The organism is Nonomuraea sp. LPB2021202275-12-8 (assembly GCF_037044575.1).
In the GTDB taxonomy this organism is placed as follows: Bacteria; Actinomycetota; Actinomycetes; order Streptosporangiales; family Streptosporangiaceae; genus Nonomuraea.
Window position 1 is genome coordinate 25,147 of the sequence record NZ_JBAHWD010000037.1, and the last position, 12,663, is coordinate 37,809.

Genomic DNA, 12,663 nt, shown 5'->3' on the forward strand with positions numbered 1-12,663 from the left:
CGGTAGGAGGGGCTCATCACCCTGGCCCAGTCTCCGAGCACCTCGCCCGTGTCCTCCAGCGCCTGGAGAACCGCTCGATGCTGCACTGTCCACAACCGCATCGACGCATCATCTCAGCGCCGGGCGAACGGTTGTCAGTGGAAGGCGCCGACGCCGGTCAGGGCCCGGCCCACGACCAGCGTGTGGATCTCCGACGTGCCCTCGTAGGTGAGCACGGACTCCAGGTTGACCGCATGCCTGATCACCGGATACTCCAGGGTGATGCCGCTCGCGCCGAGCAGCGTGCGGCACTTCCTGGCGATGTCGAGGGCTTCGCGCACATTGTTCAGCTTGCCGGCGCTCACCTGCTCGGGGGTGAGCGTGCCCGCCTCCTTCAGCCGCCCGAGGTGGATCGCGAGCAGCATCCCCTTGCCCAGCTCCAGCGCCATGTCGGCGAGTTTCTCCTGGGTGAGCTGGTAGGAGGCGAGCGGCCTGGCGAAGATCTCCCGGTCGGCGGCGTAGGCGAGGGTCGTCTCCAGGCAGTCCAGCGCGGCGCCCATCGCCCCGAACACGATGCCGAACCTGGCCTCGTTCAGGCAGCCGAGCGGTCCGGACAGGCCGCGGGCGCCGGGAAGCAGCGCATCGGCCGGGAGCCGGACGTCGTCGCAGACCAGCTCGCTCGTCACGCTGGCGCGCAGCGAGACCTTCCGCTTGAGGTCGTGGGCGGAGAAGCCGGGCGTGCCCGCGGGCACCAGGAAGCCGCGGATGCCGTCCTCGGTGCGGGCCCAGAGGACCGCGACGTCCGCCACCGAGCCGTTGGTGATCCACATCTTGGTGCCGTTCAGCACCCAGTCGGAGCCGTCTCGCTTGGCCGTCGTGCGCATGCCCGCAGGGTCGGAGCCGAAGTCGGGCTCGGTCAGGCCGAAGCAGCCGATGCGCTCGCCCGCCGCCATCGGGGGCAGCCACTCCTGCTTCTGCTCCTCGCTGCCGTACTTCCAGATCGCGTACATGGCCAGCGAGCCCTGCACCGAGACCAGGCTGCGCAGCCCGGAGTCGGCCGCCTCCAGCTCCAGGCAGGCCAGGCCGTACGCGACCGCGCCCAGGCCGGCGCAGCCGTAGCCGTCCAGGTGCATGCCGAGCACGCCGACCGAGCCGAGCGCGCGCGCCAGATCGCGGGCGGGCAGCTCGCCGGATTCGAACCAGCCGGCCACATGCGGCCGGATCTCGCGGTCGCAGACCTGGCGGACGGCCTGGCGGATGGCGCGCTCCTCGTCGGTGAGCAGACCGTCCAGGGCGAACAGGGTCGAGGGGTGCACGAGACCTCCTGGTACTTTTGGATCCAATATTCAATGTTCAATATGACACAGTGAGGGATGAATTGACCAAGCAGATCTTGAACCTGGCGGACGGCCGCCGGACCGAGGGGTCCGGGGCGGCGGAGTACTTCGGCGCCCCGGCATGAGCGGCGCGCTGTCGGGGCTGCTGGTCGCCGACTTCAGCCGGGTGCTGGCCGGGCCCTACGCCACCATGCTGCTGGCCGACCTCGGCGCCGACGTCGTCAAGGTGGAGCGGCCGGGCACCGGCGACGACACCCGCTCCTGGGGGCCGCCGCACGCGGGCGGGCAGGCAACCTATTACCTGGCCGTCAACAGGAACAAGCGCTCGATCGCCCTCGACCTGCGCGAAGGCGCGGACCTTGAGGTCGCCAGGGCGCTGGCCGCCCGCGCCGACGTCCTGGTGGAGAACTTCAAGCCGGGCACGATGGACCGGCTCGGCCTCGGCTACGACGAGCTGAGCGCGCAGAACCCGGGACTGGTCTACTGCTCGGTGACCGGCTTCGGCACCGGCAAGGGCGCCGAGCTGCCCGGCTACGACCTGATCGCGCAGGCGGTGGGCGGGCTGATGAGCGTCACCGGCGAGCCGGGAGGGACGGGCACCAAGACGGGCGTGGCCCTCGTCGACGTGATCACCGGGCTGCACGCCGCACTCGGCGTGCTGGCCGCCCTCCGGCACCGCGACAGCACCGGGCGGGGCCAGCGGGTGTCGGTGTCGCTGCTGTCGTCGCTGCTCTCGGCGCTGACCAACCAGGCCTCCGGCTATGCCGCCGCCGGCGTGGTGCCAGGGGCCATGGGCAACCGGCATCCCAGCATCGTCCCCTACGAGGTGTTCCAGGCCGCCGACCGGCCGATCGTCATCGCGGCGGGCAACGACGGCCAGTTCGGCGCCCTGTGCGAGGCGCTGGGCCGCGCCGACCTGGCGCAGGACCCCAGGTTCGGCGCGAACGCGGGCCGGGTCGCCCACCGGGAGGAGCTCGTCGCCGAGCTGGACGGCACGCTCGCCACCCGCACCGCCGCCGAGTGGTTCGCCGCGCTCACCGCCGCCGGGGTGCCGTGCGGGCCGATCAACGATCTGGCCGCGGCCTTCGCCTTCGCCGAGGAACTGGGCCTGGAGCCGCTCGCCGGAGATCAGGTGGCCAACCCCATCACCCTGGGCGCGACACCGCCGGCGTACCGGCTCCCACCACCGGCGCTCGGGCAGGACGACCAGTGGGTCCGTGAGATATTGGGGCAATGACCTCGGTAGAGGGACACCGGAGGCCGCCGACGGCCCAGCAGTTCGTCCTGGCAGAGCTCAGGAGGGCCATCACCACCGGCCGCCTGCGGCCCGGCGAGCCGATCAGGCAGGAGGCCCTGGCCGAGGAGCTGGACGTCAGCAGGGTCCCGCTGCGCGAGGCGCTGAAGACCCTGGAGGGCGAGGGGCTGGTCGGCTACCGCCCGCACCGCGGCTACTCCGTCGTCCAGCTCTCACTGGACGATCTTCGCGAGGTCTACCTCATCAGACGGATCCTGGAAGCCGAGGCGGTCAGGCGCGCCGTCGCGCTCCTGACCCCCGAGGTCCTGGAGGCCGCGGAGAAGGCGCAGGCCGACGTCGAGCGGGCCGCCGAGGCGGGCGACGTGCCGGCGATGACCGAGGCCAACCGCCGGTTCCACATGACCGTCTTCGAATGCGCCGGCCTGCCGCGGCTGGTCAGGCTCATCAGGACACTGTGGGACTCCACCGACGCCTACCGTTCCATGTACTACGGCGACGACCCCAACAGGGAGCGGGTCATCGCCGAGCACCACGCCATGCTCGACCTGCTGCGCCGCCGGGACGCCGAAGCGGTGGTCCGGGTGCTGGACGAGCACCGGTCCGCGGCCGTCGGCGCCCTGGAGGCGCTGCTCACCCCCGGCGGCTGACGCCGCTCAGCGCCCGTTCAGCGTCTTGCAGCGTCTTTTCAGCGGCCGGAGATGAGGTCGGCGAGGCGGGCGTAGGGCGAGGTGGTGGTGCCGCGGTCGTTCTCCTGCCGGTCGGCGGCCCTGAAGAGGGCGTAGATGAGCTGCACCCCCGCCCACCGCAGCGGCTCCGGCTCCCACTGCCTGACCTGGCGCCCCACCCACGGCAGCGCCGTCAGCTCGGTGTCGCGGCGCAGCACCAGGTCGCGCAGGGTGCGCCCGGCCAGGTTGGTGGTGGTGACGCCGCTGCCCACGTAGCCGCCGGCCCAGCCGAGGCCGCTCGCGTGGTCGAGGTGCACGGTGGAGCACCAGTCGCGCGGCACGCCGAGCACCCCGCACCAGGAATGGTGGACACGCGCGTCCGCCGCCGCGGGGAACAACTTGACCAGCATCCGCCACAGCAGCGCCACCGTCTGCGGCTGGGTGGCGCCCCGGTCGTCGGTACGGGACCCGTACCGGTAGGGGACGCCGCGCCCGCCGATCGCGATGCGGTCGTCGGCGGTGCGCTGGGCGTAGATGTAGGCGTGCGCCTGGTCGCCGAGCAGTTCGTTGCCCGCCCAGCCGATGTGCTTCCACACCTCGCCCGGCAGCGGCTCGGTGACGATCATCGAGCTGTTCATCGGCAGCCACTGCCGGTGCTGGCCCGCGAGGCCGGCCGTGAACCCCTCGGTGGCGCGGATGACGTAGTCGGCCGAGACCGTGCCGCGGGCGGTGACGGCGGACGCCTTGCCGCCGTCACGGGGGCGGATCTCGGTGACCGCGGTGTCCTCGAAGATGTCCACGCCGAGCGCGGCGACGGTGCGGGCCAGGCCGACGGCCAGCTTGGCCGGCTGGATGCGAGCGCAGTGCGGCGAGTAGGCGGCCTCGATCGTGCCCGCGACGCTCAGCCGTTCGCGCTGCTCGTCGCGGTCCAGCAGCCGCATGTCGGCCTCGCCGTACCCCCAGGTGCGCAGGTCCGCGAGGTCCGCGCGCAGGCGGGCGCGCTGGGCGGGATTGGTGGCGACGTGGACGAGCCCGCCCTTGTGGATGTCGGCGTCGATGCCCTCCTCGCGGGCCACGCCGATCACCTCGTCGACGGAGCTGAACATCGCGTGCTGCAGGTCGATCATGGCCTGGCGGCCCCGCGCCTTGGCGTGCCGCTCGCGCGAGCCGGCGAACTCGGCCGACAGCCAGCCGCCGTTGCGCCCGGACGCGCCGAACCCGGCGAACTCCTTCTCCAGGATCGCCACGCGCAGGTCTGGCTGCTCCTTCTTCAGGTAGTAGGCGGTCCACAGGCCCGTGTAGCCGCCGCCGACGACGGCTACGTCGTACTCGCGGTCCCCGGGCAGCGCTGCGCGGCGCTCCGGCATGCCGATCTGCCGGTACCAGTAGGACACGCCGCCGTTGGCGAAGTCCTCGGTCAGCGGGATGCCTCTGGCCACTTTCTGTCTCCCTTTCAGCAGCCTGGTCATGCGGGGGTGGGCGGGCTGATCACCCAGAGGATCTCGGCGACCTCGTCACCCTCGTTGACCACGCGGTGCGGGACGGACGTGCGGTACTCGACACTGTCGCCGGGCTCCAGCACACGCGAGGGCGCCGTTTCCGCCGGCCCGAGCAGGACGGTCACCTGACCGCGGAGCACGAGAAGGATCTCCTGCGAGTCGCCGTGGGTGTACGGCTCGGCCCCGGTGGACGCTCCCGGGTCGAACTCGCCCGCGTACACCTCCAGGTTCTGGAGGGGACGCTGGGAGATGAGGTATTTACGGGTTCCGGGAGCCGGATGCAGCTCCGGCCGTTCCGCACGGCGCACGACCCGGTGCCCCGCCTCCTCCTCGTCGTTGAACAGGTCGGCGACGGTGAGCCCGAGCGCTCCGGCGATCCGCCGCAGCATCCCGATGCTCGCGCTGGTCCGGCCGCGCTCCAGCTGGCTGATGAAGCTCGGGCTGGCCTTCGCCTCGCCGGCCAGGCCGCGCACGGTCATCTGACGCAGGTTCCGGTACGCCTTGATGCGCGCACCCAGACGTGTGGTCTCCGACTCGGTCATCGAACCCCTTGATCGGCTGCACTGTACAGCTTGTTAAGTCGGACCGTACAGACGGACGAAGAAGACCGGCAAGCGGGCCTCGCGTAACGAATGCGCAAAGGGCCGGTCTCCGAGGTTCATGACGGCCCGGCTAGCGGCGGGTCTGCCGCTGGTAGCCCTCGTCGCCGCCGTAGACGTGCCGGTCGGGGTCGCCCTCCGGCTGGTTGGCCGGGCTGGTCGGCGATGCCGTGTGCTCGGAGGCGAAGTCGTCGGACGGCACGGGCGGCGGCGGGTAGAGGTAGTCGTGCCAGGAGATCCGGCCCCGGGGCGTGGCCTCGGTGATGAGCGCGCCCGCCCGCTGCGCGGCGAGCAGCCTGCCCGGGTAGCGCACGGACAGGCACAGCCGGCGCAGGTGGCGGCCCTCCAGCCAGACGTCGACCAGCTCGTCGGTGCGCAGCACCTGCGGCCCGCCGAACTCGACCGCCTGCTGCCGCGGGCCCCCGGCCAGCAGGCCGGTCAGGTGGGTGGCGACCTCGCCGGTGTGGACCGGCTGCCAGGGCACCGAGCGGTCCACCGGCAGCACGGGCGAGGCGGCGTATTCGCGCAGCAGCTTGTCCAGCCACTGGTGGAAGTGGGTGGCGCGGAGCACGGTGTAGCCGAGGCCGCTCTCCCTGACCACCCGCTCGGCCTCGAACTTGCACCGCAGCAGTCCGGAGGGCGCGCGGTCGGCGCCGACCACCGTCACGTACAGCAGGTGTGCCACGCCCGCCTCGCGAGCGGCGGAGACGAGGGTCCGGGCGCCGGCCACGTCGACGCGCTCCGCGCCCGGCCCCTTGCGGCCATGGGTGGCCAGGTGCACGAGCGCCTCGCAGCCGCGGACCGCCTGCTTGACGCCGTCGCCCGAGGCGAGGTCGCCCCGCACCCAGGTGGCGTCCTGCCCGTCGCGCTCGCGGCGGCTGAGCGCCCGGACCTGATGGCCCGCCCTGACCAGGGCGGGCACCGCCGCCCTGCCGAGTGTGCCGCTCGCTCCCGTCACCAGAATGCGCATGACCGATACCTACCCGCCATGTGCCGGAAATGTCCGGTGTCTGCCTCTGCGTCGTCAGGGTAGGTCGCCCCACATGGCGCGAATCGCAGCGGAATCACTGATAGAGCGGCTGGCCGCCTGGGACGTCGACACCGTCTTCGGCATGCCCGGTGACGGCATCAACGGCATCATGGAGGGCCTGCGCCGCCACCGCGACCGCGTGCGCTTCGTCCTCGTGCACCACGAGGAGGCCGCCGCCTTCATGGCCACCGGCTACGCCAAGGCCACCGGCAAGATCGGAGTCTGCCTCGCGACCTCGGGTCCCGGGGGCATCCATCTGCTCAACGGGCTCTACGACGCCAAGCTCGACCACGCGCCCGTGCTGGCCGTCACCGGCATGCAGGAGACGTCCGTGCTCGGCACCGCCTACCAGCAGGAGGTCCACCTCGACAGGTTGTTCGAGGACGTCGCCGAGTACAACATGATGATCACCAATCCGGCGCAGCTCCCGTCGCTGGTGGACGTGGCGATCAGGACCGCCTACGCCCGGCGCGGGGTCGCCCATCTCACGATCCCCAACGACGTGCAGGTCGCCGACGCCGACGCGGAGCCGTACAAGAGCGTCGGCCCCGTCCGGCCCCCGCAGACCGCGCCCGTCTACCTCAGCCCGTCCGGGCTGCCGCGCCAGGAGGACCTGGAGTGGGCCGCCGAGGTGCTCAACGCGGCCGAACGCCCCGCCATGCTCGTCGGCGCAGGAGCGCTGCACGCCAGGGACGAGGTGCTGGCCGTGGCCGAGGCGCTGGGCGCTCCCGTGGTCAAGACGCTGCCCGGAAAGGCGGTCATCCCGGACGACTCGCCCTACACGACGGGCGGCATCGGCCTGCTCGGCACCCGGCCCAGCGAGGAGCTGATGGACGAGGCCGACGTGCTCTTCATGGTCGGGACCAACTTCCCCTACACCAAGTTCCTGCCGGAGCCCGGCCGGGTGCGGGTGGTGCAGTTCGAGGCGGATCCGGCCAGGGCGGGCACCAGGATCGCGACGGACGTGCCGGTGGTGTGTGACGCCAAGGAGGGGCTGCGCGAGCTGCTGCCGCTGCTCTCCCGCCGGAACGGCAACTCCCATCTGGCGAAATATCAGAAGAAGATGGCGGAGTGGCGCGCCGACATGGACGCCCTGGAGAACGCCGACCGCGACCCCATCGCCCCGCAGTACGCCGTGTCGGTCCTCGACGAGCTGGCCGCCGACGACGCCATCCTGACCTGCGACAGCGGCACCATCGCCACCTGGGCGGCCCGGCACTGGACGATCCGGGACCGCCGCGAGTTCTACCTGTCCGGCACCCTGGCGACGATGGCGCCCGGTCTGCCGTACGCGATCGCCATGCAGCACGCCCGTCCCGGGCGGCAGGTCATCGCCTACGTGGGCGACGGCGGCTTCGCCATGCTCATGGCCGAGTTCCTCACCGCCGCCCAGCACCGCCTGCCGGTCAAGGTCGTCATCAACAACAACAACTCCCTCGGCCAGATCCTCTGGGAGCAGATGGTCCTCGGCTACCCCGAGCACGGCGTCCGCTTCCCCGAGCCGGAGGCCGACTTCTCCACCTGGGCCAGAGCGTGCGGCGGCTTCGGCGTCAAGGTCACCAAGGCGGGCGACCTCGTCGCCGCGGTGGCGCAGGCGCTCGCCCACGACGGCCCGGCCCTGGTCGACGTGGACGTCAACCCGAACGAGCCGCCCATGCCCGGCAAGGTCTCCTACGAGCAGGCCAAGAACTTCGCCCAGGCCTTCCTCAAGGGCCAGCCGCACAAGGCCGCCATCGCCACCACCCTGTGGAAGGACCGCATCCAGCGGCTGGGCGACTAGGGCCAGCCTGATGCTAGGCCGCCTGCGACCAGGCGCGGGCGATCCCGGCCGCAGCGCCGCGCAGCGGCTCCACCAGGCGGGGCAGCTCCCTGGACCGCCTGGACGACAGCACGATGCCCAGCGCCGCGATGGCCCGCCCCTCCACCAGCACGGGAGCCGCCGCCGAGCACGAGCCCAGCGTCATCTCCTCGAACGTCAGCGCGTAGCCCTGCGCCCGGACCGCGACCAGCTCGCGCGCCAGCCGGCCCGGCTCGGTGATCGTGTGCGCGGTCGGCCGCTCCAGCTTGCGCTCCAGATAGGCCTGCACGAACCAGTCCGGCTCGTACGCCAGCAGCGCCTTGCCCACCCCCGTCGGGTGCATGGGCAGCCGCATCCCGGTCCTGGACACGATCGGCACCGCCCGCCTGCCGTGCACCTTGTCCACGTACAGCACCTCCAGGCCGTCGCGGACGGCCAGGTGCACGTTCTCGCCGGTGCCGCCGAACAGCTCCTGCAGCCACGGATGCGCCACGTCGTACAGCCGCCCGGGCGCGAGCTGGCCGAGCTCCCACAGCCGCAGCCCGATCCGCAGCCGCCCGTCGGAGGTGCGGCTCAGCGCCTGCCACCGCACCAGCTCCCCGACCAGCCGGTGCGCCGTCGTGAGCGGCACCCCGCTGCGGGCGGCCAGCTCGGTCAGGGAGAGCTGCGGGTGCGCCGCGTCGAACGCGCCCAGAATGGCGAGCACCTTGGAGGTGACCGTACGACCCGGCTCCCGCGATCCGCCTGACATGAAGCCATCGTGCAACTTTCTTCCGCTCAGTGGAAGTGTCCTCTCGGCTTATCCACCGTCCAGGCACGATGCTTCCATCATGCGGACACAGGTAGGGATCATCGGGGCCGGCCCCGCGGGCCTGCTCCTCTCCCACCTGCTCCACCTGCGGGGCATCTCATCGGTGGTGCTGGAGAAACGCAGCCGCGACTACGTCGAGCGGCGGGTGCGAGCCGGGGTGCTGGAGCAGGGAACGGTCGACACACTGATCGAGGCGGGCGTCGGCGACCGCCTGCTGAGGGAGGGGCTGCCCCACCACGGCATCGAGCTCAGATACGGCGGCGAGGGCCACCGCATCGCGTTCGAAAAGCTCGTGCCCGGCCGGGCCATCACCGTGTACGGCCAGCAGGAGGTGGTCAAGGACCTCATCGCCGCCAGGCTGGAGGCGGGCGGCGACGTCCGCTTCGAGGTCGAGGACGTGGCGGTGCACTCGCTGGAGGACAGGCCGTATCTCACCTTCGGCGGCGAGCGGCTCGACTGCGACGTGATCGCCGGCTGCGACGGCTTCCACGGCGTGTCGAGGCCGTCCATCCCGCCGGGCGTGCTGAAGACCTTCGAGCGCGACTACCCGTTCGCCTGGCTCGGCATCCTGGCCGAGGTGGCGCCGTCGTCGGAGGAGCTGATCTACACCAGGACCGAGCGCGGCTTCGCCCTGCACAGCATGCGCTCGCCCACGATCAGCCGCTTCTACCTGCAGGTTCCGCCCGACGCCACGGTGGAGGAGTGGCCGGACGAGCGCATCTGGACCGAGCTGAAGGCCCGGCTGGAGAGCGTGCCCGGATTCACCCTGACCACCGGCGAGATCATCGAGAAGGGCGTCACGCCGATGCGCGGCTTCGTCGCCGAGCCGATGCAGTACGGCAGGCTCTACCTGGCGGGCGACGCCGCGCACATCGTGCCGCCCACCGGCGCCAAGGGCCTGAATCTGGCCGTGGCCGACGTCCGGGTGCTGACCGAGGCGCTGGCCACGTTCTTCCGCGACGGCTCGACCGGGCCGCTCGACGGCTACTCGGCGGCGTGCCTGAAACGGGTGTGGCGGGCGCAGCACTTCTCCTGGTGGATGACCACGCTGCTGCACACCTTCGACTCCGACGACGACTACGGGCGGCGGCTGCAGCTGTCCTACCTGGACTACGTCACCTCCTCCGAGGCGGCCGCGACCACCCTGGCGGAGAACTACGTGGGGCTTCCCTGGTGAGGTCCGCTGTGAATGCACGTCGTGAAATCACCCGCGAAGGAGCGCCATGACCCATCCGCCTTATCTGAGCCCCGGCTACGGCAGCACCATCCTGCGAGCCCCCTCCCAGCCGCCGGTCGCGTTCAAGGCCGACCCGGACGCGATCGAGCTGACCAGCCCCGTCTTCGGTCACCAGGAGGTCGGCTCGCTCGACGCCGACCTGACCAGGCAGCATCCTGGCGAGCCGATCGGCGAGCGCATCATCGTGACCGGGCGCGTGCTCGACTCCGACGGCCGGCCGGTGCGGGACACGCTGGTCGAGCTGTGGCAGGCCAACGCCGCCGGTCGTTACGCCCACGCCGGCGACCAGCACCCCGCCCCGCTCGACCCCAACTTCACCGGCGGTGGCCGCTGCCTCACCGACCAGGACGGCCGCTACCGCTTCGTCACCATCAAGCCGGGCGCCTACCCGTGGCGCAACCACGCCAACGCCTGGCGCCCCGCCCACCTGCACTTCTCGGTCTTCGGCCGGGCGTTCGCGCAGCGGCTCATCACTCAGATGTACTTCCCCGGCGACCCGCTGATGGCCCTGGACCCGATCTACCAGTCGATCCCCGACGACCCGTCCAGGCGCCGCCTGATCTCCTCCTACGACCACGACGTCACCGAGCCCGAGTGGGCGCTCGGCTACACCTTCGACATCGTGCTCGGCCGGACCCCCGTGGAGCCCTCATGACGACGCACGCCGCCACCCCCTCGCAGACGGTCGGCCCCTTCTACTCCCACGCCCTGCCGTACCCGAAGGACTGGGAGCTGGTCGACGACACCCACCCCGACGCGATCACGCTGTCGGGCCTCGTGCGGGACGGCGCGGGCGACCCGGTCCCGGACGCGCTCCTGGAGATCTGGCTCGGCCGGACCGGCGACCGGGGCGCCCTGCGCCGCGGCGAGGGCGGCCTGTCCGGTTTCGGGCGCTGCGCCACCGCCCCTGACGGCTCCTACCGCTTCCGTACGACCCGGCCGGAGGGACCGTACGTGTCGATGCAGATCTTCGCCCGCGGCCTGCTCCGCTCCGTGCTCACCCGCGTCTACCTGGCGGATCGCCCCGACCCGTTCCTGGACAGCCTCGACCCCGCCCGCCGCGCCACCCTGATCGCCACCGGCGAGGGCAGCGCCTACCGGTTCGACGTGCGGCTCCAAGGCGAGGGGGAGACGGTGTTCCTTGACTTCTGACCCACCACCGCCGACCGGCTCGGACGGCGGGCTGCTGGCCCCCGTTCGGGCGGGCACCCGGGTGGAGGCGCTCACCTCGGACAGGGCCTGGGTACGGGCCATGCTGGACGCGGAGGCCGCCCTCGCCCGCGCCCAGGCGCGCGCCGGCCTGATCCCCGGCGAGGCGGCGGCCCTGATCGACGGCACGGCGGCGGCGCTCACGGTGGACGCCGCCGACCTCGCCCGGCGCGCCCGCCAGTCGGCGGGCCCCGTCGCGCCCCTGGTCTCCGACCTCCGCGAGGCCGTGACCGGGGCCGGCGGCAAGAACGCGGCCCGCCTGGTCCACCGGGGAGCCACCAGCCAGGACATCCTGGACACCGCCGCCATGCTGGTCGCCACCCGGGCGATCGCCGCGATCACGGCGGATCTGGAATCCGTCATGCGGCTCCTGGCCGACCTCGCCCAGCGGCACCGCGCCACCGTGATGGCCGCCCGCACCCTCGGCCAGCACGCGGTGCCGACGACCTTCGGGCTCAAGGCCGCGGGCTGGCTGGCCGGGCTGCTGCACGCCCGGGACCGGCTGCGCGTCCTACGCCTGCCCGCCCAGCTCGGCGGCGCGGCCGGCACCCTCGCCGCCCTGGTCGAAGCCGCCCGCCAAGAGGCCGCGCACGATCCGCAGGCGCGGGCGCTCTCGCTCGTGGAGACGTATGCCGAGGAGCTCGGCCTGAGAACGCCGCTGGTGCCGTGGCACGCGGAGCGGTCGGTGGTCGGCGAGCTCGGGGCCGCGCTGTCGGGGACGGCGAGCGCGCTCGGCAAAGCGGCGACCGACGTGATCCTCATGGCCCAGACCGAGGTCGGCGAGGTCGCCGAGTCCTCGCAGGGCGGCTCCTCGACCATGCCGCACAAGCGCAACCCCGCCCTGTCCGTGCTGATCCGCTCGGCGTCCCTCCAGGTGCCCACGTACGCCCAGGTGCTCGGGCGCGAAGGCGGGCACGAACGGGCGGCGGGCGCCTGGCAGGCGGAGTGGTCGCCGTTGCGCGAGTGCCTCAGGCTGACCGGAGGCGCGGCGGAGACGGCCGTGGAGCTGGTCGCCGGCTTGCGGGTCTTCCCCGACAGGATGCGCGCCAACGCCGAGCTCAGCGGCGGCCGCATCGTCTCCGAACGGCTCGCCGCCCACCTCGACCGCGACGAGCTGCGCGCCGCGCTGGACCAGGAAGGCCCGCTCGGCGGCCCGCCGGAGCTGCTGGATCCGGCCGGTTATCTGGGCGCCGCCCCGGAGCTGGTCGACCGCGTCCTCGCCGCATATCGGGAGCGATCGTGAC

12 protein-coding genes are annotated in these 12,663 nt (G+C 72.3%); 7 read left to right on the plus strand and 5 right to left on the minus strand.

The genetic code is table 11. The features are described 5' to 3' along the window. Window positions 1-134: 134 nt before the first annotated feature. The gene (locus tag V5E28_RS40660) at window positions 135-1,295 is read right to left on the minus strand and encodes an acyl-CoA dehydrogenase family protein (protein ID WP_336215145.1); all 1,161 of its coding nucleotides are present in this window, start codon (window positions 1,293-1,295) and stop codon (window positions 135-137) included. Between the two features lie 142 nt (window positions 1,296-1,437). On the opposite strand from V5E28_RS40660, the gene V5E28_RS40665 reads away from it, so the two are divergent. After that, on the plus strand, window positions 1,438-2,553 hold the full coding sequence (locus V5E28_RS40665) for a CaiB/BaiF CoA transferase family protein (protein WP_336215146.1): 1,116 nt from the start codon (window positions 1,438-1,440) through the stop codon (window positions 2,551-2,553). Further along, on the plus strand, window positions 2,550-3,218 hold the full coding sequence (locus tag V5E28_RS40670; RefSeq protein WP_336215147.1) for a GntR family transcriptional regulator: 669 nt from the start codon (window positions 2,550-2,552) through the stop codon (window positions 3,216-3,218). Before V5E28_RS40665 ends, V5E28_RS40670 begins: the two co-directional genes overlap by 4 nt. 38 nt (window positions 3,219-3,256) lie before the next feature. Here V5E28_RS40670 and V5E28_RS40675 read toward each other — a convergent pair whose 3' ends face one another. The 3 genes from V5E28_RS40675 to V5E28_RS40685 all read right to left on the minus strand — a co-directional run bounded on the left by V5E28_RS40675 (window position 3,257) and on the right by V5E28_RS40685 (window position 6,304). Further along, window positions 3,257-4,675: an NAD(P)/FAD-dependent oxidoreductase gene (locus tag V5E28_RS40675; protein ID WP_442945941.1), complete on the minus strand. Its 1,419-nt coding sequence runs from the start codon at window positions 4,673-4,675 to the stop codon at window positions 3,257-3,259. Between the two features lie 26 nt (window positions 4,676-4,701). Next, the gene (locus V5E28_RS40680; RefSeq protein WP_336215150.1) at window positions 4,702-5,277 is read right to left on the minus strand and encodes a helix-turn-helix domain-containing protein; all 576 of its coding nucleotides are present in this window, start codon (window positions 5,275-5,277) and stop codon (window positions 4,702-4,704) included. 130 nt (window positions 5,278-5,407) lie between these two features. After that, a complete protein-coding gene (locus V5E28_RS40685; protein WP_336215151.1) occupies window positions 5,408-6,304 on the minus strand; it encodes an SDR family oxidoreductase in 897 nt (298 codons plus the stop codon). A 73-nt stretch (window positions 6,305-6,377) separates the two neighbouring features. Between V5E28_RS40685 and V5E28_RS40690 the strand changes: the two genes are divergently transcribed. Continuing rightward, the gene (locus V5E28_RS40690; RefSeq protein WP_336215152.1) at window positions 6,378-8,144 is read left to right on the plus strand and encodes a thiamine pyrophosphate-dependent enzyme; all 1,767 of its coding nucleotides are present in this window, start codon (window positions 6,378-6,380) and stop codon (window positions 8,142-8,144) included. A gap of 13 nt (window positions 8,145-8,157) precedes the next feature. On the opposite strand, the gene V5E28_RS40695 is transcribed toward V5E28_RS40690, so the two are convergent. Beyond that, complete coding sequence (locus tag V5E28_RS40695) at window positions 8,158-8,913, minus strand: IclR family transcriptional regulator (protein WP_336215154.1); 756 nt, start codon at window positions 8,911-8,913, stop codon at window positions 8,158-8,160. Window positions 8,914-8,992: 79 nt separating this feature from the next. Between V5E28_RS40695 and pobA the strand changes: the two genes are divergently transcribed. From pobA to V5E28_RS40715, 4 genes are read left to right on the plus strand one after another with little or no spacing between them, the layout of a single operon-like run. Further along, entirely contained in the window at window positions 8,993-10,150 is a 1,158-nt protein-coding gene (gene pobA / locus V5E28_RS40700) for a 4-hydroxybenzoate 3-monooxygenase (RefSeq protein WP_336215156.1), read from the plus strand. A 46-nt stretch (window positions 10,151-10,196) separates the two neighbouring features. Then, the gene (gene pcaH, locus V5E28_RS40705; RefSeq protein WP_336215158.1) at window positions 10,197-10,865 is read left to right on the plus strand and encodes a protocatechuate 3,4-dioxygenase subunit beta; all 669 of its coding nucleotides are present in this window, start codon (window positions 10,197-10,199) and stop codon (window positions 10,863-10,865) included. Then, window positions 10,862-11,362, plus strand: a complete 501-nt coding sequence (locus V5E28_RS40710; protein ID WP_336215159.1) for a dioxygenase family protein — start codon at window positions 10,862-10,864, stop codon at window positions 11,360-11,362. Before pcaH ends, V5E28_RS40710 begins: the two co-directional genes overlap by 4 nt. After that, window positions 11,352-12,662 (plus strand): lyase family protein, encoded by a 1,311-nt coding sequence (locus V5E28_RS40715; protein ID WP_336215161.1) that lies wholly within the window; start codon window positions 11,352-11,354, stop codon window positions 12,660-12,662. The genes V5E28_RS40710 and V5E28_RS40715 overlap by 11 nt, the downstream gene beginning before the upstream one ends. Window position 12,663: the final 1 nt, after the last annotated feature.